Consider the following 26,096-nt stretch of genomic DNA (forward strand, 5'->3'; position numbering starts at 1 on the left):
GCTCTCCCTTTCTATGCCAGCTCTCCCGTCAAGAGACGGAGTACAAACACCACCGCAAGACCGCCACCCGGCCGATTTTCCGCCCAAATCCGGCCTTTATGGGCCTCGATGATCTCCTTACAGATAGCAAGGCCCAACCCGGCCACGCTGCGGCTTTCGTCGGAGGTATAAAGGGCTTCAAAAATGCGGTCCAGATTCTCCTCAGGAACCCCAACGCCATTGTCGGATACCGCCACACGGACCCCGTCTGGAACCTGATCCACCGTCACCTTGATGAGGCGGTCCGCTCCCTTCATATGCTTAACGCTGTTGCCGATGATGTTGCCGAACACCCGCCGCAGCTTGCTAATATCCACCCACAGGAGGGTTTCAGGACAATGGTCTTCCACCCGCAAAGCGATGCCCATGCCATCCAGCTCCTCCTGGTTGTCCACAATCACCATGCGGCAAAGATCCGCAACCGCGACCTGTTGGCATCGCAGGGAGCCCTGCAGATGGCTGGAAAGATAGTCGTCAAACTCGTCGATGAGGTCGCGGATAGCGAGAGAACGATCATAGATGGTATCGATATACCGCTCCTGCCGCTCAGGGCTTAGCCCTCCCCTGCGCAGTCGTTCCGTGTACCCCATCACCGAGGTAAGGGGCGTTTTGATATCATGGGAGATAGACGCGATGATCCTATCCTGCTTCTGCCGCTCCTGGTCAAGGCGTTCCGTCATATCCACAAAGGCGTTGTGAAGATTCCCAATCTCATCCGGCCGCTCCATCCGAAGCAGGCGGCTTCCCTTGCCATAGCCTGTAATGGCTTTCTGAAGCTGCTCGATGGGTTTGATATACAGAAGATAGATGATCACCATCATCACCGCCAGGATGATGGGAAGGGCCATCATCTCCCCCCAGAAGAGATATCGGATGGTGTTGGTCCCCTGTTTGCCCACCGGTATGGGCCGGGCCACCTCCACAAAGTAGGTAACGCCCTCCAGTTCCACCGGGGCCATAGCGTTGATGGCGTATAAGCCCAGACCAAGGTCTCCCTCTTCTCCTGTTAGGGTTCTACCATCCATATTCTTAATGCGGAGGATTAGATCCTCCTTGGTACAGCTTTCCATCACCGTCTGAAAGCTCTCCCCCGCTTCCAGCCTATCCGATATCTGGTGCGCCGTCTGGTTTAAGGACTGCTCCAGCGCCGTCTGATTGGAAGCGAGCTGCCTGGTAATAAAAATGTTGTAATAGCCCACCAGCAGCAGGAGGTTCAAGCAGCAGGCCGTCACCACCGTAAGGGTGATCTTCCATCTAAGCTTCATCCAAATCCTCCGTGGGTTTTACAAATTTATAGCCCACACCCCACACCGTTTTGATGTAACGGCTGTCGGGATCAATCTTCTTCCGCAGGTTCTTGATGTTGACCGTCACAGTGCCAATATCCCCATAATTCATCCCCCAGACCCCATTGAAGATCTGTTCCCGGGTCAGCACATTGCCCTGGTTCCGCATAAAGTATTCCAATAGTTGAAACTCCCGGGGGGTCAGTTCCACCCGTTCCCCCTTCAAAAACACCTCATAGCTTTTGGCATATAGGCGGATGTCCCCTACCGCAAGGCAATCGGGCTCCTGATCCACATGGCTGCTGCGGTTTTCCCGCCGGAGATGCGCTTTTACCCGGGCCACCAGTTCCTCTACCACAAAAGGTTTGGCAATGTAATCGTCGGCCCCCATCTCCAGGCCCAGCAGGGTATCGATGGTCTTGCTCTTGGCGGTTACAAAGATGATTGGGCAGGATACCACATCTCGGATCCTGCGGCACAGCTCCAGACCGTTCATCCGGGGCATCATGATGTCCAAAAGGATCAGGCTTACATCCGGGTTCTGCCGCACCGCTTCCTGGGCGGCAGCGCCGTCCCGGCAGAGGATCGTCTCATAGCCTTCGTCCGCGAGGGCATCTGACACCAATTCTCCAATGGCGCGATCGTCATCCACGATGAGTATTTTTTCCACTGTGGCTTCCCTCTTTTCCATAGGCTCCATTCCTTCCGGCTCCAGTATAACACAGCATTTCAGGCCAATTCTAACGTCAGTATAAAATCAAAAAGTGATGGAGTAACCCACAACCCATGAAGAATTATGAAAGATCCTTTTCTCTTGACATGCCGCGTTCCATTGGGTATGCTGAAGCAAAACCATAGGAATTGGAGTTGAAAGCATGTTCGATTGCGCTTGCTAACATGATACCCATCATGGGGCCCGGAGATCTCTTGGCCCGCCGGCAAGGAAATCGTCATGCTTTTTCCATTCGTATCATATAAACGCCCAGGGGCGTTTCCTACGGGGATGCGGGACGCGGAAAACACGGTTTTCTTGCGTCCCTTTTTATCGATAGGAGGTGCCCAATGGCACAGATCCGCATATCCCATCTTACCTTTGCCTACCCAGGCAGCTATGATGATATTTTTACCGACGTCTCCTTTTCCCTTGACACCGATTGGAAACTGGGATTCATCGGCCGTAACGGCCGGGGCAAGACCACCTTCTTGCAGCTTCTCATGGGACGGTATCCCTTTAAGGGCTCCATCACCTCACCGGTGGATTTCGCCTACTTTCCCTTTTTGGTAGAGCGTCCCGAGAAGTGGACCCTCAGCATAGCCCAGGATCTCCTGCCTTGGATGGAAACCTGGGCTCTGTGCCGGGAACTCTCCCTTCTGGAGGTGGAGGAAGAGGTCCTCTACCGGCCCTTTTCCACCCTGAGCCAAGGGGAGCAGACCAAGGTGCTCCTGGCCCTTATGTTCTTGATGGAGGGCCGCTTTCTCCTGGTTGACGAACCCACCAACCATCTGGATCTCCACGGCCGGGAGGTTGTCAGTCGTTATCTATCCCGGAAGCATGGCTTTATCCTGGTATCCCATGACCGGTCCTTTCTGGATAGCTGTGTGGACCATGTTCTCTCCCTCAACCGCACTGGGCTGGAGGTACAGCAGGGAAACTTTTCCTCCTGGTGGAAAAACAAGGAATACCGGGACCAATTTGAACAGGGCGAACAGGATCGGCTGCGGAAGGATATTGGCCGCCTGACCCGCGCCGCCGGCCGCACCGCTGGATGGTCCCATCGGATAGAGGCCAGCCGTACAGGCCAAGGCCCGGTAGACCGAGGGTATATCGGCCATAAATCCGCCAAGATGATGAAACGAGCCAAGGCCATCGAACAACGACGGGAACGGGCAATAGCAGCAACCACCGACCTGCTTCAGGATCTAGAGTCCGCCGAAGCCCTCAAGCTCTTTCCTCTCCGCTATCACAGCGCACGACTGGCGGAGTGCCAAGACGTCACAATCATGTATGGAGAACGAGGGATAACCAATCCCCTGTGCGTTACCATCGCCCAAGGGGAACGGCTGGCCGTCACCGGACCCAACGGCGCGGGAAAGTCCAGTCTATTGCGCCTGCTTGCTGGGGAGGAAGTCCCTCATCGGGGAAGCCTTCGTCTGGGGAGCGGCCTAACGGTCTCCTATGTTCCCCAGGATCCCTCCTTTCTGCATGGAAACCTTCTGGAATATGCCCGGGAATGCGGGATAGATCAGAGCCTGTTTCTAACCATCCTACGAAAGCTGGATTTCAGCCGGAGCCAGTTTGAAAAGAATATGGAGAATTTTAGTGCAGGGCAAAAAAAGAAGGTGCTCATTGCCCGGAGCCTATGCGAAAAGGCCCACCTCTATCTTTGGGATGAGCCTTTGAATTACTTGGACGTATGGTCCCGCATGCAGGTGGAGGAGCTGCTTTTAGACAGCCAGCCCACCATGGTGTTTGTGGAGCATGATGCAGCCTTCTGCCAAAAGGTCGCCACTAAACGATTAGCGCTCTAGGCGCCGCTTCCGTTTCCGGCGGCGGAATACCAAGCCGCGCATTGGCGCGCCTATGACAAAACCTTTTGAGAGCAAGGCCGATATGGTTTACCCGTTGAGCAGTTCCATAAACTCCTCGCCGGAGATGGTCTCCTTCTCCAATAGATGCTTGGCCAGCAGATGGAGTTTTTCCTGATTGTCCTGAAGAATACGGGCAGCCTTGGCATGGGCCGATTTAATGATGGATAACACCTCGTCGTCGATTTTGGCCGCCGTCTCAGAGGAGCAGGTCAGGCTGGTATCCCCCGAAAGATAGGGGTTATTTACCGTTTCCAGAGCCATCATATCGAAGGCATCGCTCATCCCCAGCCGGGTTACCATGGCCCGGGCGATGCGGGTGGCCTCGGCAATGTCATTGCTGGCGCCGCTGGTAAAGGTGCCAAACACCAGTTCCTCCGCCGCCCGGCCCCCGGTCAGGGTAGCCACCTTGTTCACGGCCTCCTCCCGGGTCATGAGAACCTTTTCGTCCTCCTCCACCTGCATGGTATATCCTAGGGCTCCCGAGGTCCGGGGTACGATGGTGATCTTATGAACCGGCGCGGAATCCGTCTGCTTGGCTGCTACCAGGGCATGGCCGATTTCATGATAGGCTACGATCTCCTTTTCGCGGCCGGAGATCACCGCGCCCTTGCGCTGGTATCCCGCAATGACCACCTCTACGCTCTCTTCCAAGTCTTCCTGTGCCACGGCGTGCCGGCCGCAGCGCACAGCCCGGAGAGCAGCCTCGTTGATGATGTTGCTAAGCTCCGCCCCCGAAGCCCCGGCGGTGGCCCGGGCAATGGCTCGAAGATCCACAGCGCTCTCCATCCGCACCTTTTTGGCATGAACCTTCAAGATGGCCTCCCGTCCAGCCAAATCCGGAAGCTCCACCGGGATGCGACGGTCAAACCGCCCCGGCCGCAGCAGAGCCTTGTCCAGCACCTCCGGCCGGTTGGTAGACGCAAGAATTACCACGCCCTTTTTCCCGTCGAAGCCATCCATCTCGGTAAGGAGCTGGTTTAGGGTCTGTTCCCGCTCATCGTTCCCCCCTGGCATCCCGGTATCCCGCCGTTTGCCAATGGTATCAATCTCATCGATAAAGATGATACAGGGCGCCTTTTCGTTGGCCTCTCGAAATAGATCCCGTACCTTGGCGGCGCCCATTCCCACAAACATCTCCACAAACTCCGAACCGGAAATAGAGAAAAAGGGGACTTGGGCCTCCCCCGCCACCGCCTGGGCCAAAAGGGTCTTACCGGTGCCGGGAGGGCCCACCAAAAGAGCGCCTTTGGGCATACTAGCGCCGATCTCCTGGTACTTCTGGGGATTATGGAGGAAATCCACAATCTCCTGAAGGGCTTCTTTGGCTTCATCCTCCCCCGCCACATCGGCAAACGTCTTTCCGGCGGTATCCTTTACATATATTTTTGCGTTGCTCTTCCCCAGGTTCAGGGCATTGGGCATATTGCCTCCGCCCATCCGCTTCATCATGGAACGCATCATCAGCTGACCCAGGAAAGCGAAAAGAGCAATGGGAAGCACCCAGGACAAAAGGAAGCTCACCAGCGGGGAGTTCTCCTTGGGAATCACTCTGCCAAATTCGATCTCGGCCTGATTCAGACGCTCCACCAACCCTGGATCGTCCATGATGCCCGTCACATAGGCTACATCGTTGCCGGTATCCCGGGTGAGGTAGGCAATCTGGTTTTCCTGAATCTCCACCTGGGTCACCTGGCCGGCTTCCACCTGATCCAAGAAGGTGTTGTAGCCTACCTCTTCCACCTTCTGCCCTCCCAGGAAGGGAAACACCAGGGCGTTGAGCAATAGCACCAGGATCAGTACAATACAGTAATAATATAAAAGGGATTTCTTGGGATTTTTAGGATTCTGTTGTTCGATGGGCATGGAACCCCCTTCTTTCTTCATTGGTTTCCAGTGTATCTTTATTTTATCTGTCGTCTATGAACCAATCCCGAAAATATTATAAAGAATCATAAATTTTTGAATCTATAAAATTCATATGAAAAAGGACGGCGCATAGCCGTCCTTTTCTGCCGTTTAAACGGATTACCGCATCCAAGCCAGGGCGCCCATGGGATCCCAGGGCGGCAGAGGGATGGGCTCGCTTTCATAGGCGAAAAGCTCTTCCTGGCTCAGATACTTCTTGTGTACCACCACCTGATAGGTGAACTGAGAAAACCAATCATCCGACATGATATAGACCCCCTTCTCCCCGGACTTGGCGCCCCAGCTGTTCTCCACCCGCCAACGGTCCGGCACGCCGTCTTCGGTTAAGTTCACCCCGGTAAATACCATGGCGTGGGTCATCAGGCTCTCACCATAATCTAAACGCTGGGCCTTGGTCATGGGGAACCGAGTGGAAAACAGGTTTTCAAGAGCGAAGCCGTCAAGGTCCATAGCCCCTGTGGTGCGGTTTAGCCACTGGCCCACATCGCATCCAAACCAAACCGCATGGCCGTCCTGCATCTGGGCAATGGCCAAGCGCTTTAAACCCTCCACCGGAAGGTTCAGATACCGGACAGGCGCGCCATCCACAGCACTGCCCAGGTAGGTGACGGTGTAACTTCTGCCGTAGGGCTTATCGGCTGTAGGCGCATTGATAACGCTGACATAGTCCGACAGCTCCCAGCCCACATACTCCCGGTAGAAATCCTGGGGCGTGATGGGCCCAATGCGCAGGAACTTGTTATCCTTGTCCCGGGTCTCATAGACAAAGGTCTCCGGAGGCTTGCCCAAAGCCACGCACAGCATATGGTAGATGGTATACAGCATTTCCTCCTTCATTCCCCGGAGCTCCCCCAGCGGCGCGCCGGCGCCATGTGCTTCCCGGAGGGTGCAGGCAAATCCCCGGAGTTTTAAGGTCAGGTAACGGTTCAGTTCCGCCGTAGCTGAGGAGGAAAAGGACTCGGGCATAGCATCCTTTGGCACCACGCCGTACTTCCTTACCAATCCGGCAAACATATCCCACTGTCCACCATCCTGAACGGGGGCGGACAGCAAGTGGGATACCAGCCGGCCGGACAGGGGTTCATCAAGGGTGGAAAGAATGCTCTCTAAAAAATAATTGGCCTTCTCCAGCTTGTCATAGAACAGCGGATAGCTCTGGGATAGCTCCATGGTCTTGAGGTTCAGCTTCTGCATCACTTCCAGCCGCATGGTATTAAGGGCGGCAAACATCCAACAGCGGCCTGACCGTTTCTGGTCCGTCACCTCTCCCGCCTCCAGCTGAAGGGAAAAATCGTACCGCATGCGCCGGGCTCCAGCGTAGTCCGTAGCGGCAGCGCTGATCCCATTCTTAACGGCGGCGTTCATGGCAACCTGGGCAACCTGGTTTTCATCAAACCGGGCGGAAAATCCTGTTAATAGCTCAGATGTGATCGCAACTTCCATACCGTTCATCCCCCTAGTCATTTCGATATTCCAATTATACCACCAGGCACTCGTCCCCTACAATCCCGGCCCGCTGCATGTTTTATCCGGGAAAGGCATATGTACTCATAGAACAAGGAGGGCCCACATGGAGCAGTTTCTAACCACTCTGGATTCGGCGAATCGCGCCGTCAACAATTTTGTATGGGGGCCGCCCATGTTGATCCTGCTTCTAGGAGCCGGCGTCTATCTAACCCTGCGCACCCGGTTCTTTCAGCTATCCAGGATGGGGCTATGGTTTAAAAGCACCCTTTTTGCCCTATTTTGCAACAAAGAGGTACGGGATGGAAGTGATCCCGGCTCCATTAGCCAATTTCAAAGCTTTACCACCGCCCTCGCCGGCACTATGGGCACCGGCAATATCGTGGGAGTCGCTACCGCTCTTACTGCCGGAGGGCCAGGAGCCATCTTCTGGATGTGGGTCTCCGCTTTATTCGGCATGATGACCAAGTACGCCGAAATCGTGCTTGGCATCCTCTTCCGGCGGCGGGGGAAAAACGGTCAATGGAAAGGCGGCCCCATGTCCTATCTTGAAAAGGGGCTTCACTGCAAACCCCTGGCGGTTCTTTTTGCTTTTTTCGCCAGCTTGGCCTCCTTTGGCATAGGGAATATGACCCAGGGCAACGGCATCGCCGACGCCATTCACCGCAGCTTTCCAGTGATCCCCAAATGGGCGGTAGCGGTAGCCGTCATGGCCCTTACCACCCTCTGCATTTTAGGCGGCATCAAGCGGATAGCCAAGGTCACCGAAGGGCTCATCCCCCTTATGACGGTTTTATACCTGGCGGGTTCCCTGGCCATTCTGGTTCTGCACTTCCGCCTGATTCCCGCCGCGCTGGGGCTGATCCTGCGCGACGCCTTTTCCCTACAATCGGTGGGCGGTGGTGTAGGTGGATATGCCGTTCTGCGGGCCATCCGATACGGCACCGCCCGAGGAGTCTTCAGCAATGAAGCCGGCCTGGGCTCCTCGGTGATCGTCCACTCTGCCGCACAGGTCAAGGAGCCGGTGATCCAGGGCATGTGGGGCATCTTTGAGGTGTTTGCCGACACCATCGTTTCCTGCACCCTGACCGCTCTTTGCATCCTTACTACCGGAGTGCTTTCCACCGGACTTACAGGAGCGCCTCTTGCTATGGCGGCCTTTTCCAGGGTATTCGGCTCCTGGGGGGAGCTGTTCATCACCATCTCCATCACGCTCTTTGCCTTCTCCACCATTTTGGGATGGAGCTATTATGGAGAGCAAACGGTGGAATATCTTCTGGGGCCTCGGGCCATCCCCGGCTATAAGCTTCTCTATATCCTGCTGGCTGGAGTGGGCTGCGTAGCTTCCTTAGAGTTGGTCTGGGACATCTCCGATACCATGAATGGCCTCATGGCTCTACCCAACCTCATCGGGGTTCTGGGACTCAGCGGCATGGTGGTTCGGGCCACAAAAGACTTTCTTTCCCGACGTGACAAGGGCCAATACCGGGAACTGGCCCGTACCTATCGGGATTTTATTAAAAAGCGGTGAGGAATTCCTCACCGCTTTTTAATAATTAATTTAGTTATTGTCGATGTTTTTTACAGTCAAAGCAGTCACCGGCTTCTTCCTCGTCGCCTCAAGGTAGCATAATGCTAACATTAGAGAAAAATAAATGGAGGCATTGGGCCGCCGCAATAGATAACCTGTAAAAATGGAAGCTCCAATTTGCAATGCCACTGTTAAAATAATTGCAAAATTGTATAAGGACATCGCATTTCTAAAATCCGTCAAAACTTTCTTCAACACTTTGGAAAAAATAAAAAGTAAAAGTATAAGGTACAGTCCTGCCCCGATATAACCAAAGTAATAGAGAATACTCTCCGCGTCATTCTCTAAGTCAAAATTATCATTCGGCGTACGCATCCTTGTTTCTTCAAAGCCAACTAGCTTCGTAAGGAAATCGCTTTCTTCCCATTGCAATTGTCCAAAAATTCTTTTTTTTAACCGCATATCAAGCAATTGGGATGCCGATGGATCTCCTCCATAAGCTGCCAAAACACGCTCAAATCCAAATCTAGCAATCAAGTCTTGATTGAATTGATTTTTATAGTCTTCATTGGACGATAATTCAGTTGGACCATTTGAAGAAGGTGTTTCAATGTTACTTAGTTGTTGCTCCACCTGATTCTGACCGTGAATCTCAGTATTGCGTCTTTGTTTATATGGAGTATATGGTAAAATAATATATGTGACAATCAGCATACTACAAAGAACAACTATTATAGATCCACAGAATTTTTCTCCTTTTCTTATATTTAGAAAATACTTAAATAACAAAAATAAAATAAATCCTAAAAACAGAATGATCAATGTATAAAAAGTAGTTTTCGTCCCATTACTTAGCAACAAAAAGGTAAGAATAGCAACACCAGTAATCAATAACCATTTATTATTTGACTTAATAAAGGTATAAAGAGCAAATGGAGCTAGGCTAATTATAACAATGCTCTGGGAATTTGCCTCTGCAAACCATCCAGTCAAACCCAAGTCATAATCTACGTAAGTATATCGACCCGTTCCTGTAATCCATGCAAGTATCACCACCAAAAATATCAATAATAGATTTACAAGAAATCCATATTGGATTTCTTTTGATATTAATTCATAATCTTTTTCTTTTCTGTGATTAAAATAAAAAATAAAGCTTATTGCAAGTATTGGCATATACCACGTACGAATAAAATAACCCATATCCTCAAAAAAAGAAATATAGCCAACGCGAAACGAATTTGCGCAATGCAAGAGGCCTAACAAAGCAATCGGAAGCAATGAGAAAAGAAAACCTTTTTTATAGGATGTCTTTATGAAAACAAAAATTGGAACTACAATTACAAAAGCTAGGCGCAAATATCCTGCCATAGTCCCTATCGGATTATTATATTGAATATATGCAATTATATCCAAAATAGGCTGCATGACAATGCATAAGAATAGCGGACTTTTAATAACTTGTTTTATTGTAATTCGATTTACTGTCACGTTCATTCTCCCTACCCACAATCATTGCTATAGACTAAAAAATCTTATTCTTGAATATACAGGTAAGATGCAAATTATCCATCATATTTTCGGACATAAAACACCATTACAATTCAATGTTTTATTTTTGCGCTTAATAACAAAAGAATTCGTGAAAGGGAATGTAAGCCCATAGCATTCATCTTTGCAACGATTCTTCGGTTCCTTGGCATATTAAGAAAAGCTTCATCCCTCTGAAATTTTGGGTACTTATTTTTCACATAATGGCGCAATTCAGCTATAACCCTATTTTTCTCAGGATGCTTTTGTCTTGCCACCCGATTAATCGTAGTAATCAAGACATGCTCAAGTACGATGTACTCAATATCCTTCTCGTATTTATCATACAAGAAATTCCTCCTCGCAAAATCAAGAATATCATCAACCGCTACAATGATATCAAGATTTTTTGGAGAATTATGATTATTCATTGTTGATACAGCGCGACTATGACAATGATAAAAAAACTCTGCACAATATCCTATGCACTCTGTCTTCATCAGAAGTTTTGTCGTAAAATTAAAATCTTCATACCAAATACCGTCCATAAAAGTTTGATTTCCTATCAAATTTTTAGAAAAAAGCTTGTTACATGCAGAAGGAGTCTGCATAAACTTATTTTTTGCATGGTTTGTATCATAAGCTATCACTTTTCCATTGGAAAAATGATCATCCAAATTACATACTACAATATCTAGCATTTCTTTTTGTGCAAATGCTAACATAACTTCATACATGCTGGAGTCAACCCAATCATCGCTGTCAACAAATCCAATATATTCTCCTTTAGCATATTGCAGCGCATAATTTCGTGCACTAGCTTGTCCAGCATTATCTTTAAAGTATGCTTTTAAGCGCCCTGGATAACGTTCGGAAAATTCTCGAACAATTTCTGTACTTCCGTCAGTTGAACCATCATCAACCACTAATATTTCTAAATCCTCTAAAGTTTGCGCAACTAAAGAATCAAGACACTGTTTTAAATAGTCCTTAGTATTATAAACAGGTACGATAATACTTACTTTCATAATAATTGTCTTCCTTATAAATTCTTGAGCTTAAAAATTAATCGAATAAGTTTATACATTTTATGACGTAGTAAAAAGAAAACCAATCGTTTATTTCTTCCCAACAAATTCAAATAAGGATTTCTATTATAATCAGGAAAGCTATTCCGCATAAAGGCACAAATTTCTTGAAGAAGTTGATGTTTAGAATCCACAAGAATAATTCTAACAGAAGCAGCAATATAAAGATGGAAAATCGCTAAATACTCTATTTCATGATAGTATTTTTCCCAAAGATTATTACTCTTGTAATAATCTTGAATATGACTAAAAGCTAGAGAGACACTTTGATTTTTTTCTGGATCTTGACTTCGCATAGCAGAAGAATTTCTTTGTATATAGTGATAAAGCGGCGCATCCCCCTCATATACAAAATAGCGGCAGTGAGGAAGATATGCCAAGAAAAAATCCAGATCCTCCGCAATAGATAGACTAGGACTAAACCGTATAGAAAATCTTTCAACAATTTCTCGAACAAACAACTTATTCCACATAGCGGGCTGAACCAGCATTACTTCAGAATAATTATCAAAAAGAAGTGCTTTCTGGACAGGGAGCTTCTCATTCATAATTTTAAGCGGGGTCCCGTCTTCTGATTCCGCTATTGCGCTACAAATTACACATCCGATCTCAGGATGCAAAGCACTACATTGGTATAAACGTGCTAACATATCAGGCTCGATATAGTCATCACTATCCAGAAAGGCTAGATAGGTCCCCGAGGATTTCTTTATTGCATAATTTCGCGCATTGGAAACGCCATTATTAGAGGTGTGAAATACCTGAAAACGGGGGTCTATTTTCGCAAAAGAATCACAGATTTTACCGCTTTCATCCGTGGATCCATCATCAACAATAATCACCTCAAAGTTCAAAAACGTTTGAGCAACTAATGAATTTAAACATCGCTCCAAATATTTTTCAACATTATAAACTGGGATAATTACACTAATTTCAGGCATAGAAACTTCTCCTACTAAAAAGTCTGACTTTCAACAGGAACTCGTGCATAAGGAAAAGGATAAAGGTAATCTGAAAGATTATCTGTAATTATTTTAGTCTCTTCCTTATACCTCTCATTTTGAAACAATTGTGTATTATTGATGGATCGTTCAGGCAAAAAGTATGTCTTCTTTAATGTGTGAAAACTAGAATCCAAATTTAGAAATTTCAAGATTTGGTTAACACTATTTTCATAATCATATACTAAATCCTCAAAATGAATCCGCAAAACTTTGTTGGATTGCGTATATTTCTCACTTTCCCTTAGGCCTTTATAAAAACCGCAAAATTTTTTTACATCCGTTGGATAAGGCACAGGCATATTTTGTTTTGACCAAATATATTTATTGATAATAAAAACATCCCTTGGATCACGAGAAACCACTATAGCTCTTAGTTCATCTCCGAAATAGTGATCAACACGATATAAATTATGAGGAAGCAAAAGCTGATCCAAAATAATTGATTGCTCCATGATGCCCATTAATTTCAATATTTGTTGTATATAAACACGACTTATCTCATAAAACTCATCTGGTTGAATAAAAGATATCCACATGGGTGAATAAAGTAATGGTTTCTTTAAATTAACTTTGTGAAAAGTCAACAACGATACAATACGCTTCCATGCAAGTTTAAAAAACATTTGTATATTTGTATTCTCTTGCATATACCAATAATACGTAGGAGTGTACTGCACTAATTTTTTTATATAAGTTTTAGTACAATCCCAGAATTCCACTCCAACTCGCTGTTGATAATCTCCAACCCACCACCACTTTTTATCATATAGCTGACGCATTGTATTTAAAAAAGAGTGCAAAGCTTCATCACTTCGTAGCGCATTGTTCCCAATTAATAGTTTATCTTCTAAATCAAACACACCATTTGGGCAATGTAAGAAAACGTACTCAAACGTGTCATTTCGCGCTTCGTATCCTCGAAACTCAGAGACCAAGTCAGTAATCACAGATGAACCTGATCCCATATATCCTATAGGAACTACCAACTGATGCATAAGCTCACCTCAGAAATACTTTTATTAATTTCTTAGTATACCCACAATTGCACAAAAATACCGAAAAAATGGGTCAGATATATGTTTATATTCTACCCGATTCTATGTACATCAGCAACTATGAAAGCAAAGGGCTCAATTTAAGTGCATAAAATTAATTTATTATTTTAACACCATTCTATCCCAAAAACAATCAAGTAACCCAATCGCCTATTCCATCTTGGTCAAGCAGGCATCCCGATCTACGGCATTCACATGGACGATTTTCACGTCCACGCGATAGACGCTGGAGAGCAATTGCTCCGTCAGCACCTGGCGGGCGAGGCCCGCTGTCATCCTGCCCTCTCGGTCCAAAACGCCCACGGTATCGTCCAGCATGATGGCATGATCAGGGTTGTGGGTGGTCATGACTACAGCATAGCCCCGTTGAGCTAAGGCACGGATCATCCTTATCGTCCGCAGCTGATTGCCAAAGTCTAGGGAGCTTGTGGGCTCATCCATGAGGATAATCTTGGGCTCCTGGGCAATGACACGGGCAATGGTCGCCTGCTGGCGCTCTCCCCCGCTGATATCGGTATAGGGACGATCCCTAAGATGCTCAATTCCCATGATTTCAAGGGCCTGATCCGCTTTTTCAAAATCCTCCTGTTTGGGGAGCTGCATGGTGCTGATATAGGGGGCGCGTCCCATCACCACAAAATCCCGAACGGTATAGCCATAGGTGGGATCCTGGCTTTGGGGTACATATCCTATCCACTGGGCGACTTCCCTGCGGGAAAGGGTATGCATGGGCTGCCCGTTTAAGAGGATTTCTCCCTTTTGAAGGGGAAAGAGATTGGCCAGGCAGTTGAGCAGAGTGGATTTCCCCGCGCCATTGGGACCTAGAATGCAAAAGACTTGTCCCGCTCGCAGAGAAAAGCTGACGTCTTCAAAAATCACAGGGCCGTCATGATATCGAAAAGCTCCCTGTCTTATTTCCAGCTGTACATTTCCTTCCATCATTTTATCCGCATCCTCTGTTTGGTAAGCATCCAGGCATATAGCGGCGCACCGATGAAACTGGTTACGATACTGAGGGGCAGCTCGGCCACCGTCACGGTACGGGCAAGGGTATCCACCACCACCATAAAGGCCGCTCCCATCACCAGGGAGAAGGGGATGGCCTGCGTATTGTTTGGGCCGGCCAGCATCCGGCTAAGATGGGGCACCACAAGGCCCACCCAACCGATGGTCCCGCTGATGCATACAGCACAGGCCGTCAAAATGGTGGAACAAAGCACCATCAAGCCCCGAACCGCGCGTATGTTGACGCCCAGGGTCTTGGCCTCTCCGTCCCCCAAGGACAGAAGGTTGACCCGCCAGCGCATGCGCAGCAAGATGACTGCGGCAACAGCCATGGCAGGGAGGACAGAAAACACATCCTGCATATTGGCCCCAGCAATGCTGCCCATGGTCCAATAGGTGATCTCCGCCAGCTCGGTCTGGGGATCGGCAACAAACTTGATGATACCCATCAACGCTCCAAAAAAGCCGCTGACGATAATGCCCGAAAGTACCAGCACCATGGTGGAACGATTTTTTAAAAGCCGTGGCAGCATGGTGGTCATCAGCACGGCCAATAAGCCGGCTATTAGGGCCAAGATTTGGATGCCGGTGCCTCCCAGGCCCAATAGAATGGCTATGGCTGCTCCCACGCAAGCGCCTGAAGAAACGCCCAATAGATCGGGGGATACCAGGGGGTTCTTAAAGATTCCCTGATAGACCGATCCCGAGAGAGACAAAGCGCCTCCCACCATGGCTGCTACCAGCATACGGGGCAGGCGGATCCGAAAGACCACGTTTTCCATGGTAGGCGTCCAGGTGGATTCCATGGGAATGATACGGGAAAGCAGGATCTTAACAGCCTCCAAAGGCCCGATACCATACCGTCCCACGCAGAGAGAGCCGATGCAAACCACAAGGGCTATCACACATACGGGTATGAAAAAGTGGGAACGCCAAAGGGCGTTCTCACTTTTTCTTTTGCTATGTTGCTTTTGGATTTCCATAAAGATGCTCCAAACTTATTCTATTGGGGAAGCAGCTCGGTGCGCAGAAGCTGATCGACCTCCTCGTCGGTAAGCTCGCACTGTTTGAAGTCCTTATAATATTTCTTGGTCTCTTCCTTGATATCGAAGGAAACCTTGTCGGGATGCAGAATGGTTGCGGCCCACAGCGCCTGCAGAGGGGTATCGCCGCACAAACGGCCCCACCAGAAACAGCCCTTGGGGATGCAGTAAATCCTGTTTTCCTTGACGGCGGTGATGTCCTGCCACTCGGGGCTGGCCTTCAGAGCGTCACGGACTTCCACAGCGTTATCCCCATCGATCATGATATAGTCGGGGTTGGTGGCCAGGATCTGCTCAGCGGTAACGTCCTTCAAGCCCATGCCCTTGCCTAAGGCCGCAGTGGAAAGCTTGCCGCCAGCGTAGTTGATCCACTCTTCGATGATGCTGCCGCCGCCAGCGCCGGAATAGAGCTTGGTGGTATCGGAGGTCATGATGTAGTGAACAACGGGCTTGTCCTCCTCCTGAACGTCCTTCAGGTCTTCCGCCAGGGTGTCGGTAACCCATTGGGTGTAGTCCACCAGAGCCTTAGCACGCTCCTCGTATTCGCCGCCCAGGATCTGGCCCAGGATGGTGGTGGATTTCTGGAAGCCCTCATAATCGGTATACATGAGGTTGATGGCGTTTACCCCTACGTCCCGCAGCTCCATCTCCTTTTCGGTGCTGGTGACGATGACCATATCGGGGTTCAGCTCCAAAAGCTCCTCAGCGGTGGCCTTGGAATAATCCGGCAGATCAGCGATTCCAGGGAAAACCCGTTTGCTCCAATCGGACACAGCAGCGGGATGTCCAGAAACCAGCAGCTCGCCGGCGCCCAGGTTAAATAGGTTGTCCGTAGCGGCAGACCAGGTATCCACGATGGTCTTCACTTCCTTGGGAAGGGTAACCTCCACTCCCCCCATGCCAGTTACGGTCTGGGTCTGAGCCTCTTCAGAAGCAGGGCCGCCGCAGCCGGCGGTCATGAGCATCAGAGCGGCCAGCATCAGCGCCAGCAGAAGGCTTGTCTTCTTTTTCATTCCGTCCTCTCCTTATCCTTAAACATTATTTTACAGCAGCCATAGGCCACGGCTGTAACAAAAAAAGAACGCGCAGAAAAATCCACGCGTACAGAAAACTGCGCCGATCTTTCTTTTCAAACACGGAAGGCGGCGCCGTTTCCGGCGCAACCCATTGGCAGCGGACCATAGCCCATCGGGCGGTAGGCGTCGCTTGCTTGAAAAATCGCGGTATGATTCGTATGGTTCACTGGGTCAGGTTGGAATCATAGAAGGCCCCTGGCCTCTGCGGTATAGAGATCCGCAACAGGATTATGGTTTAACATTCGGTCCTTGGCAACCAAAACGGTACAAGGAGCGTTAGCATACTGCAAAAATAGACTGTCGTGCCCGACGCATAGGCCTACCACAACGTTGAACTCGGTATTGGCCTCGTTAAGCACCATGGCTTGGCCGATAGGATCACAGATAGCCCGCGGTTTGACCTTTTCCGGCGGATGAAGCCGTCCATCCGGGCTCCGGAGATCCCTGCGCTCGGGAAGGGATTCCCGCATGGGGCAGGGCCCGATGAGCTCCTCACTGGAAAATCCACCCACCTTGCAGCCGGCCGATACGGTTTCAAAGCCTTCTTTTTTGAACAGGGCATTGACGATCCGTCCCTCCCGCAGCATGCCGCTGCAATAGGCGATGCCGATGGTATGATACTTCATCAGCCTGCAAAAATTAATGGTCTCCATCAGCCGGGTCAGACGGGCAAAGGATTGCCGCATGCTCTCCACGGAGGCCTCATAAAAGGTATGGATATCCGGCTTCTGATACTCGGCCAGAATGGCGTCAAATAACGCCTGATCCTTCATGGGGCAATCCGCACCGCCAGGCTGTTTACACTGAACCTGACAGTTCTGAACGAGACACTCCGCGCAATGCATAGGATACTCCTCCTTCATCTTTCGACACAATTTGCCAAAAGCATAGCCATTCTATCCCATTTTCAAATCTCTGGCAAGGGGACTACTGCCGGGCGACAGCCCCTTTCTCTTTCTAAAACATGAAATACGAAAGCCGGATCTCCTCAACGGCACATCCAGTTCTTCCATTAACGGCACTGGCTAGCGCCGCTCCAACTCCAAACGGCGCCTGGAGGATTCACAAAACCGCTCCATGAGCCGCTCCTCATCCTCCTTTTTGATGGCCTCCTTCAATTCTTGGAATTGCATCTCAAAGTCCTCCATGGCCAATAGCAAATTCTCCCGGTTCCCCAGGAAAAGCTGGGACCATAAGGGCCCGTTGATATTGGCGATCCGGGTCAGCTCCCGGTAGCTGTCCCCCACAAAGGAGCTGGTTTCCTGGGGATGGCGATCGCTGTTGATAAGGGCTACCGCCAGCACATGGGGCAGTTGGGAGGTAAAACCGATCATCCGATCATGCTCCTCCGGCGAGATGCGTCTGATCCTGCCAAACCCCAGCTCCCGAACCAGATCTTCCACCAATCGGATGCTCTCTTCCCGGTTTCCCGGCCGGGGAACGATGAGATAGTTGGCCCCAAGGAATACCTCCGCACTGGCAAAATCGATGCCCTCTTTTTCCCTTCCGGCCATGGGATGGCCTAAAACAAAGTCCACCCCTGGAGCCAGAAGGTCATCCAGTTCCCGGCATAGAGGGCCTTTGACGCCGCTAACGTCGGTAAGGACGGTGCCCGGCCTCAGGCAGCTTCCATGCTCCCGTAAAAAGGCAGGTACATCCTTAGGATACACCGCCAATATGGTAAGATCCGCGCGGGGCAGTACCGCCTCGGGATCGACGCTGCCCTCCCGAATCATTCCTCGGCAAAGGGCCTTTTGGATGGTATCGGGATTCCGGTCCACTCCAAAAACGGTGTGGTCGCTTTTCTCCAACAGGGCCTGGGCGAAGGATCCCCCAATAACCCCCAAGCCAACAATGGCAATGTTCATGTCCGTTTTCCTTTCAGATGGTGGTTCAATGCGTAAAGCGCCAGGATATAGCCGTATTCCCCCAGTCCGCAGATCTGGCCCAGACAGACCGGCGCCGTCACCGAGCGGCTCCGAAACTCCTCCCGGGCGTGGATATTGGACAGGTGCACCTCCACCGTGGGGATGGATACCGATTGAATGGCGTCATGGATGGCATAACTGGTATGGGTATAGGCGCCGGGATTTAGGATGATCCCATCCACCCCGTCATGGTAGGCCTTCTGAAAAGCATCGATGATGGCGCCCTCGCAGTTGCTCTGAAAAAACGCCATCGTATGGCCCAGCTTCCGAGCCTCCTCGTCTATCCGAGCGTTGATCTGCTCCAGTCCCACGCTGCCGTAAATCTGCGGCTCCCGAATCCCAAGAAAGTTCATATTAGGGCCGTTGATCACCAATAGGTTCATCCGATTCCTTCCTCCTTCAGATAGACCAGGATGGCGGCCACCGCCGCCTCCTGGGTCGCATCGTTTTGAATCACCGCGTCCCCGGCCGCCCGGTACAGGGAATAACGGTCCGCATAGAGCTGATACAAGCGATCCATTCCATCCCGCAGCAGCGGACGGGTGGATCGGTCAATATCCCCAGCGATATGGGCCAGGGGCCTATCCAGGAACAACACAGGCCCACCGGCTTTCAGAGCGTCAATGTTGCCAGGGGTTAGGACTACCCCCCCGCCGCAGGCCACTACCGTAGGCCTGTCAACGCTGGATAAGCGGGCACAGACCCGGGCCTCCCATTGGCGGAATACCGGCTCCCCTTGGGAAAATAGCTCTGGGATGGTGCGTCCCGCCATATCCTGGATGGCGTCGTCCATATCCACAAAATCCCATCCCAATTCCCGCGCAACCAGCCTTCCCAAAGTGGTCTTCCCACTGCCCGGCATACCAATTAGAGACAGGATCATCGCCGATGCCTCCCCTCATGCAGAGCGCCCCAGGCCTCTTTATAGGCCGCTTCCCCAATCCTTTGGGGAATGTCCCGCTCCTGCCAAAGCTCCTGTGCCCGCACCGCTTGGCTTACCAGCATCCAAAGCCCTCCACAGGTGCGCTTGCCCAGCGTTCGGCCCAGTACCAGAAGCTTGGTCTCCAGAGGATTGTAGATTAAATCCACAATATCCTCATGCCGCTCGATGACGGTGGGCCCCACCGGGCAGGCGTCCGTATGAGGATGCATTCCAACGGGGGTACAGTTGACCAGCACATCCCCTTCCCAGCGTTCCAGTTCCCGGTAGGAGCGTTCCCCCTCTCGTGGCGTGCGGCTCACCAGGGTCACCTCCCCACCTCCATCCCGGATGGCCGTGGTCACCGCCCGGCTGGCACCTCCCGTTCCCAAAACGGTAAACCGCCGGCCGGACACGCCGATGCCCTTCTGCGCCAGCATGGCCAGAAATCCATGGTAATCGGTATTATCCCCGTATAATAGTCCATCCCGCAAAGCGACGGTATTGATGGCCCCGATGCGTTCTGCCTGGGGAGAAAGAACATCCATCTGCTCCATCACCGTCCGTTTATAGGGGATGGTAACGTTGACTCCGCGGATGCCAAGGGTCCGGATAGCTTCCCCAAGGCCGCCGATGCGGCCGCGGGGAACCTCTATCAGATGATAGGTGCCGGGGACGCCCAACTCCTTTAAGATGCGGGTATGAATCAGGGGGGACAGGCTATGGCCCAGAACCTCCCCGATCAATCCATAACATTCCATAGATGCTCACCAATCCTCACAACGACTGTGGTTTTTAGCCGCCTAAAGTTCGTCCTCCCATTTTATGGGCCTGATAGATTCCCAGCAGCCGCCAATGTTCGCTTAGGGACTGGGCAACCATTTCCGCCTCCTGGAAGTTCTCCCCCAAATCCCCGGAAAAATCCCCGTAAAAGCGGTATTCAAAGGGGCGGTGAGGGATGGGCCTCGACTCGATCTTGGTCATGTTGATGCCCCTTTGGGCAAAGACAGTCAACAGCTGTGCTAGGGTGCCCGGGCGGTTCTTTAGGGTGAATACCGCCGTGGCCTTGTTCCCCGGCCCCCTCATGGGTTCCCGGGTCACCACCAAAAAACGGGTGTTATTGTCCCGCACATCGTTGATGGCCTCCGCTAAAATCGTAAGACCGTAGAGGCTTGCCGCCCGTCGGCTGGCAATGGCCGCCCGGGTTTGGTCGCCGCACTCGGACACATATTTGGCGCTGGTAGCAGTATTGTAATAGGGAATCAGCCTCCACCCAGGGTGGGTATGGAGGAACCCCGCGCACTGAGCGATCCCCTGGCTATGGGAATAAACCTCCCGGATGTCGTCGAGGCGAGCACCCGGCAGAGCGAGAAGGTGCTGCTGCACCCCGATGACCCGCTCCCCCACCACGCTGAGGTTATACTTCTCCAAAAGGTCATATACCTCAAAGACCGATCCTGTGGTGGTGTTTTCCACCGGCAGGACCCCGCAGGGGACTTCCCCACCCTGTACCAGCTGGCAGAGCTCCTCAAAGGTATCGGTTCGCCGGACGGGGGCCTCCTCCCCAAACAGTTCCCGGAGGGCCTGTTCTGAGAAGGACCCCGGAACTCCCTGATAGGCGATGGCTCCCTGCGCTCTCAAGGGGGAAAGCTCCTGGCAGGATTGCCGCTCCTCCGACAAAAGCTGGCGCTGATAATCCTTGCTGATGTTCATAAGAGCGGTATACAGTTCCCGCACGCCGGCATCATAGGCGTGGTTCTCCAACAACGCCTGTACCTTTTCCAGCACCTGGGCCTCCCGGGTTCCCTGGAAAACCTCCAGGTTATGGGCCAGCTTATACCGGGCAACATCCAACACCACATCCATCCGCTCCTCAAAAAGGGCGGTGATCTTCCGGTCAATGGCGTCAATTCGATTCCGATATTCCGTCAAATCCCCCATGCCGCTCTCTCCTTTAACAACTCCACCATGGCCATAGCCGCTACCCCCTCGATAACCGGTACCGCCCGGGGCACGATGCAAGGATCATGACGACCGCCCGTCTGAATGGGCTCCTCACGATGCCGGACGAGGGATACCGTTTGCTGCTCCCGATGGATGGAAGCGGTGGGCCGAACGGCCGCCCGAAACACCACCGGCATGCCACAGGTGATGCCCCCCTGGATACCGCCCCCTCGATTGGTACGGGTTTTCACTGCGTCCCCTTCCAAATAGAATTCATCGTTGCACTGGCTACCCCGCAGGGCCGCCATGGCAAATCCCAATCCGAATTCTACTCCTTTGACGGCGGGAACCGAAAACAACAAATGGGCGATCACCGATTCTGCCGAATCAAAGAAAGGAGCGCCCAGCCCCGCAGGAACCCCGAAGATTCCGCACTCGATGACGCCCCCTAGGGAATCCCCCTCCATGCGGGCAGCGTCAATCGCCTGTTCCATGGGCTTCCGCTTGGCTGGATCCAGCAAGGGCAGCACCTCCTTTGCCAGCTCTGGCAGGCGGGGATCCCCCGTTGGCACATCCAGAAGCAGCGCGTCTTGAATCCCCCCAAGGGCAGCCACATGGGCGTAGACGTCAATCCCATGGCGGCGCAGGATCTGTTTGCAGACCGCCCCACAAAATACCAAGGGTGCGGTGATCCGTCCAGAAAAATGTCCCCCGCCATGATGGTCCTCAAATCCGCCATACCGTACATGCCCGGTATAATCGGCATGCCCCGGACGGAGCAAATCCAACTCTTCCCCGTAATCCCCGCTATGGGCGCCGGTATTGGCAATGGTAGCGGAAAGGGGGGTGCCGGTGGTCCTCCCCCGATACAGGCCGCTCAAAATCCGGGGCGTGTCCGCCTCCTGGCGCTGGGTGGAGAGCGAACTCCGCCCAGGCGCCCGCCGTGCCATCTCAAAAGCAATGGCATCCAGGTCCAGGGGCAGCCCACTTGGCAGGCCGTCTATGGTGATGCCGATGGCCGGGCCGTGGGACTCCCCGTAAATGCTTACGCGCAGATAATTACCCCATTGTCCACTCATCCGCTTTTCCTCCTAACGCCGTAAAATCCCGGAAAAATCCCGGATAGGACTTCCGTACACAGGGATAGTCCTCAAGGTAAATGGGCTCCTGGCAGACCGTGGCGGCCACGGCCAGCATCATGGCGATGCGGTGATCCCCGTGGCTCCACACCGTGGCGCCCCCGGCAAGGCGCTCCACCCCCTGAATAAGAAATCCATCGGGAGTCTCCTCAATCCTGGCTCCCAGCTTGCTCAGTTCCTGGGCGGTAGCCGCCAGCCGGTCGCACTCCTTGATCCGCAGACGGGCCGCTCCGGTGATTTTCGTTTCCCCATGACAAAGACAAGCCGCCAAAGCCGCAATGGGCACGATATCGGGGCACTGGCTGCCATCGATATGAGTAGCCGTGAGCCGCTTTGGCGGAAGGACAGCGCCTCCATCCATCCGGCAGCCCATTCGAGAAAGGATATCCAGGATAGCCCGATCCCCTTGGGCGCTGTTGGAATCAAGCCCTGTCACCGACACACGGCTGCCCAACGCATCGGCAACCAGATAAAAAGCGGCCTGGGAATAATCCCCCTCTACCGCCCCGTCCCGGGGCCGATACCGTTGCCTGCCAGGAATATGGAATCTCTGATACATCTGGTTTTCCACCTGGATCCCATGGGCAAAAAGAGCCGAAAGGGTTAGATCCAAATACCCCTTGGATTCCATAGGCGTGGTGATGACCAGATCGGAATCCCCTTCCAAAACAGGCAGGGCCAACAGCAAACCGGTGATGAACTGGGAGCTGATGTCCCCTGGAACGGCATAGGTTCCCGGCGTCAGCCGTCCCTGAACCAGCAAATCCAGGTGTTCCCCCCGCCCTTCCTCATAGCGGATGTCCTGGGCCCGTGCGATATCCCGATACACCGTCATGGGGCGCTTGTGAAGGTTCCCCCGGCCGATGAACCGCACCGGCCTATTTTGCGTCAGCGCCAGGGGTACCAGGAACCGCAGGGTCGAGCCCGACTCGTTGCAGTCAATGGTAATTTCCCCATCGCCGGTCCCGGTCTGGATGCTAGCTCCGTCCAGAATAAGGGTATCTCCCTCAAAGGTCCATTCCGCTCCCAGGGCTCGAAGGCCCTTGAGGGTGGCCAGGATGTCGTCAGACGGGTCGATGCCGGTGATGCGGCTCTTCCCCTCCGCTAGGGCGGCACAGATGCACAAGCGATGGGCCATGCTCTTGCTGGGAGGCGCCGGAACGGTCCCGGCTAGGAGCCCAGGCTGGATTCTCATGGTTTTCATGCTGATAGCTCCTTAAAAAAAGCTGAGGTGGTATCGTAGAGATAGGCCTCCCCGATTCGTTTCAATAATACCACCTTTAGCACCGATCCCAAATTCTTTTTATCCCGGGCTACGGCGGCTAGTATTTCCTTGCCGTTCAATAGAGGATGCTCTACGGGCAGATCATAGACGGAAAGCACCCGCCGGATGCGGTCCGCTGTCCCTCGAGGAGTGAGGCCCTTTTTCTCCGCCAGACGGGTGATGGCTACCATTCCAACGGCCACCGCCTCCCCATGGGTAAGCCCCTCATACTGCTCTATCGTCTCAATGGCATGGCCCAGGGTATGGCCGAAGTTCAGCGCCATCCGCTCCCCCCGATCCCGGGGATCCCGCTCCACATAATCCCGTTTGATAGCCAAGCACCGGCAGATGATCTCCTCCATCCTTCCCCATAGGGCCTCTGGGCCCTGTTCCAGTAGGGAGAACAACTCTCCATCCCCGATGCAGCCATACTTTACGACCTCCCCCATGCCGTCAGCGTATACCCGCTGGGGCAGGGTGGAGAGAAGACCGGGATCCACGAACACCATCCGAGGCTGGTAGAAGCTGCCGACGAGGTTTTTCCCCTCCGGCAGGTCCACCGCCACTTTGCCTCCAATGGAGCTGTCCACCTGAGCCAACAGGGAGGTGGGCACCTGGATGTACGGCACCCCCCGCAGATAGGTAGCGGCGGCAAAACCCGCCAGGTCGCCGATGACCCCGCCCCCTAGGGCCAGCACCAGATCCTTCCGGGTGCAACCCAGAGCCAGAAGATCCTCATAGATGCGGGGTAGGTTCCCAAAGGACTTGGTGGCTTCTCCCGCCGGAAGCACCGTCCGGCCCACGGTAAAACCGTGGTGCCGGAGCTCCGCTTCCACCCGGTCCCCGTAAAGGGCGCTCACATGGCGGTCGGTCACCACCAGGATACGGGCCCCGGAATATTCCTCCCTGAGATGCTCCCCCATCCGGTCCAGCATGCCGTTCCCCAGAAGAATGGGATAGCTTTCTGGCCCCAAATTTACATGGATGCGCCGTTCCCCTTCCATAACCGTCTCCTTATAGCTCCCGGCCCACCGCCTGGGCGATCACCCGAAGTTCCTTCACTAGCTCATCCAGCACGCAGGGCTTGATGGACTGCTGGCCATCGCACAGAGCATGGGCGGGATCGTTGTGTACCTCAATCATCAGCCCATCGGCTCCCACCGCGATGGCCGCCTTGGCAAGGGGGGATACCATCCACCACTTGCCGGTGGCGTGGCTGGGATCCACCAGGATGGGCAGGTGGCTCAACCTCTTGATGGCAGGCACAGCTCCCAAGTCGGTGGTATTGCGGGTGTAGGTCTCGTAGGTGCGAATGCCCCGTTCACAGAGGATGACATTCTCGTTGCCGCCCGCCATGATGTATTCCGCAGACATCAGCCACTCCTCGTAGGTGGCGCAGAGACCCCGCTTTAGCAGGATGGGCTTGTGGATCTTGCCCAGCTGTTTCAAAAGATCGAAGTTCTGCATGTTCCGGGCGCCCACCTGGATGACATCTACGTCCCGGACGAAGACGTCGATGTCATCGGGGGACATGAGCTCCGATACGATGGGCAGGCCGGTGATGGCCCGGGCCTCCTTCAAGAGCTCCAGGCCCTGGTATTTCAGCCCCTGGAAGGCGTAGGGGGAGGTACGGGGCTTGAAGGCGCCGCCCCGGAGGAATCCCGCCCCAGACTCCTTGACGCTCTTTGCCACCGATACGATCTGCTCCTCACTCTCCACCGAGCAGGGCCCGGCAATAAGGGCCAGCTTCACGTCCCCGATGGTCCGATCCCCCACCGTTACCACGGTGTTCTCGGGATGGAAGCTGCGGTTGGCTTTTTTGAAGGGTTCCGCCACATGCATGACCCGCTCTACATTGCGGTTGGCCTCGATGCGGGAGGGATCGATCTTGCTGGTATCCCCCACCAAGCCCAGGATGATGAGCTCTTTCCCCACCACGGGGTTTACCTCCACCCCCTGAGCGGAGAGCTGATCGGTGAGTTTGTCGATTTCCTTCTGCTGGGTTCCCTGTTTCAATACCACAATCATGACATTCAACTCCTTAAAAAATGATAAAACAAAAAGGAGAGCCCTTTTATGAGCTCTCCTTACGTTCCCGGTTCTGCTATCCCTGGCGGCTTATGCCCCCAAGGCCATAGGATGGCTACATAAAAGGATGTTTTTTGGGAAGCGGAAAAAGCCGAAGCTAAAATAGCTCCGGTAAGTAAAGCCGAAAAAGTTAACGCTATGGGCTTTACCCGCCAATCCTTTCATAACATCCTCCAGG

The 26,096-nt window shown here is 52.5% G+C and carries 23 protein-coding genes and 1 riboswitch; of the genes, 2 read left to right on the forward strand and 21 right to left on the reverse strand.

Features of this window, described 5'->3' with window-relative positions:
* Nucleotides 1-11: 11 nt before the first annotated feature.
* Nucleotides 12-1,304, reverse strand: a complete 1,293-nt coding sequence (locus tag KP626_RS03645) for a sensor histidine kinase (protein WP_395978424.1) — start codon at nt 1,302-1,304, stop codon at nt 12-14.
* Entirely contained in the window at nt 1,294-2,016 is a 723-nt protein-coding gene (locus tag KP626_RS03650) for a response regulator transcription factor (RefSeq protein ID WP_395978426.1), read from the reverse strand. The genes KP626_RS03645 and KP626_RS03650 overlap by 11 nt, the downstream gene beginning before the upstream one ends.
* A 371-nt stretch (nt 2,017-2,387) precedes the next feature.
* Here KP626_RS03650 and abc-f point away from each other — a divergent pair, with 371 nt between their 5' ends.
* On the forward strand, nt 2,388-3,854 hold the full coding sequence (gene abc-f / locus KP626_RS03655; RefSeq protein ID WP_395978428.1) for a ribosomal protection-like ABC-F family protein: 1,467 nt from the start codon (nt 2,388-2,390) through the stop codon (nt 3,852-3,854).
* Between the two features lie 87 nt (nt 3,855-3,941).
* Here the strand turns inward: abc-f and ftsH are convergent, their stop codons facing one another.
* Nucleotides 3,942-5,777: an ATP-dependent zinc metalloprotease FtsH gene (gene ftsH / locus KP626_RS03660; protein ID WP_395978430.1), complete on the reverse strand. Its 1,836-nt coding sequence runs from the start codon at nt 5,775-5,777 to the stop codon at nt 3,942-3,944.
* Between the two features lie 162 nt (nt 5,778-5,939).
* Nucleotides 5,940-7,283, reverse strand: coding sequence for an aminopeptidase C (locus tag KP626_RS03665; RefSeq protein ID WP_395978432.1), 1,344 nt, complete (start codon nt 7,281-7,283; stop codon nt 5,940-5,942).
* A gap of 127 nt (nt 7,284-7,410) precedes the next feature.
* On the opposite strand from KP626_RS03665, the gene KP626_RS03670 reads away from it, so the two are divergent.
* The gene (locus tag KP626_RS03670) at nt 7,411-8,835 is read left to right on the forward strand and encodes an alanine/glycine:cation symporter family protein (protein ID WP_395978434.1); all 1,425 of its coding nucleotides are present in this window, start codon (nt 7,411-7,413) and stop codon (nt 8,833-8,835) included.
* A gap of 30 nt (nt 8,836-8,865) precedes the next feature.
* Here KP626_RS03670 and KP626_RS03675 read toward each other — a convergent pair whose 3' ends face one another.
* The 17 genes from KP626_RS03675 to aroF form a co-directional block, all read right to left on the reverse strand.
* Complete coding sequence (locus KP626_RS03675) at nt 8,866-10,326, reverse strand: O-antigen ligase family protein (RefSeq protein ID WP_395978436.1); 1,461 nt, start codon at nt 10,324-10,326, stop codon at nt 8,866-8,868.
* 113 nt (nt 10,327-10,439) lie between these two features.
* Entirely contained in the window at nt 10,440-11,393 is a 954-nt protein-coding gene (locus KP626_RS03680; RefSeq protein ID WP_395978438.1) for a glycosyltransferase family 2 protein, read from the reverse strand.
* 14 nt (nt 11,394-11,407) lie between these two features.
* Nucleotides 11,408-12,394 carry a glycosyltransferase family 2 protein gene (locus tag KP626_RS03685; protein ID WP_395978440.1) on the reverse strand — a complete coding sequence of 329 codons (987 nt, stop codon included), beginning with the start codon at nt 12,392-12,394 and terminating at the stop codon, nt 11,408-11,410.
* A 14-nt stretch (nt 12,395-12,408) separates the two neighbouring features.
* Nucleotides 12,409-13,452, reverse strand: a complete 1,044-nt coding sequence (locus KP626_RS03690; RefSeq protein ID WP_395978442.1) for a sulfotransferase — start codon at nt 13,450-13,452, stop codon at nt 12,409-12,411.
* A 210-nt stretch (nt 13,453-13,662) separates the two neighbouring features.
* Nucleotides 13,663-14,454: an ABC transporter ATP-binding protein gene (locus tag KP626_RS03695; RefSeq protein ID WP_395978444.1), complete on the reverse strand. Its 792-nt coding sequence runs from the start codon at nt 14,452-14,454 to the stop codon at nt 13,663-13,665.
* On the reverse strand, nt 14,451-15,500 hold the full coding sequence (locus KP626_RS03700) for a FecCD family ABC transporter permease (RefSeq protein ID WP_395978446.1): 1,050 nt from the start codon (nt 15,498-15,500) through the stop codon (nt 14,451-14,453). The genes KP626_RS03695 and KP626_RS03700 overlap by 4 nt, the downstream gene beginning before the upstream one ends.
* Nucleotides 15,501-15,520: 20 nt before the next feature.
* A complete protein-coding gene (locus KP626_RS03705; RefSeq protein ID WP_395978448.1) occupies nt 15,521-16,573 on the reverse strand; it encodes an ABC transporter substrate-binding protein in 1,053 nt (350 codons plus the stop codon).
* Between the two features lie 93 nt (nt 16,574-16,666).
* A riboswitch (molybdenum cofactor riboswitch) is annotated at nt 16,667-16,788 on the reverse strand.
* A gap of 30 nt (nt 16,789-16,818) precedes the next feature.
* Nucleotides 16,819-17,481 (reverse strand): DUF1847 domain-containing protein, encoded by a 663-nt coding sequence (locus KP626_RS03710; RefSeq protein WP_395978450.1) that lies wholly within the window; start codon nt 17,479-17,481, stop codon nt 16,819-16,821.
* Between the two features lie 180 nt (nt 17,482-17,661).
* Nucleotides 17,662-18,504: a prephenate dehydrogenase gene (locus tag KP626_RS03715; RefSeq protein ID WP_395978452.1), complete on the reverse strand. Its 843-nt coding sequence runs from the start codon at nt 18,502-18,504 to the stop codon at nt 17,662-17,664.
* Entirely contained in the window at nt 18,501-18,947 is a 447-nt protein-coding gene (aroQ, locus tag KP626_RS03720) for a type II 3-dehydroquinate dehydratase (RefSeq protein ID WP_395978454.1), read from the reverse strand. Before aroQ ends, KP626_RS03715 begins: the two co-directional genes overlap by 4 nt.
* Entirely contained in the window at nt 18,944-19,447 is a 504-nt protein-coding gene (locus KP626_RS03725) for a shikimate kinase (protein WP_395978456.1), read from the reverse strand. The genes aroQ and KP626_RS03725 overlap by 4 nt, the downstream gene beginning before the upstream one ends.
* Complete coding sequence (locus tag KP626_RS03730) at nt 19,444-20,244, reverse strand: shikimate dehydrogenase family protein (RefSeq protein WP_395978458.1); 801 nt, start codon at nt 20,242-20,244, stop codon at nt 19,444-19,446. The genes KP626_RS03725 and KP626_RS03730 overlap by 4 nt, the downstream gene beginning before the upstream one ends.
* Nucleotides 20,245-20,278: 34 nt before the next feature.
* On the reverse strand, nt 20,279-21,424 hold the full coding sequence (pheA, locus tag KP626_RS03735) for a prephenate dehydratase (RefSeq protein WP_395978460.1): 1,146 nt from the start codon (nt 21,422-21,424) through the stop codon (nt 20,279-20,281).
* On the reverse strand, nt 21,412-22,506 hold the full coding sequence (aroC, locus tag KP626_RS03740; RefSeq protein ID WP_395978462.1) for a chorismate synthase: 1,095 nt from the start codon (nt 22,504-22,506) through the stop codon (nt 21,412-21,414). The genes pheA and aroC overlap by 13 nt, the downstream gene beginning before the upstream one ends.
* The gene (gene aroA, locus KP626_RS03745; RefSeq protein WP_395978464.1) at nt 22,487-23,770 is read right to left on the reverse strand and encodes a 3-phosphoshikimate 1-carboxyvinyltransferase; all 1,284 of its coding nucleotides are present in this window, start codon (nt 23,768-23,770) and stop codon (nt 22,487-22,489) included. The genes aroC and aroA overlap by 20 nt, the downstream gene beginning before the upstream one ends.
* Nucleotides 23,767-24,834 carry a 3-dehydroquinate synthase gene (gene aroB, locus KP626_RS03750; protein WP_395978466.1) on the reverse strand — a complete coding sequence of 356 codons (1,068 nt, stop codon included), beginning with the start codon at nt 24,832-24,834 and terminating at the stop codon, nt 23,767-23,769. Before aroB ends, aroA begins: the two co-directional genes overlap by 4 nt.
* 10 nt (nt 24,835-24,844) lie before the next feature.
* Nucleotides 24,845-25,858 (reverse strand): 3-deoxy-7-phosphoheptulonate synthase, encoded by a 1,014-nt coding sequence (aroF, locus tag KP626_RS03755; RefSeq protein WP_395978468.1) that lies wholly within the window; start codon nt 25,856-25,858, stop codon nt 24,845-24,847.
* Between the last annotated feature and the right edge of the window lie 238 nt (nt 25,859-26,096).

Origin of the sequence: Christensenella sp. MSJ-20 (assembly GCF_044357945.1) — a bacterium.
GTDB lineage: Bacteria > Bacillota > Clostridia > Christensenellales > QAND01 > QAND01.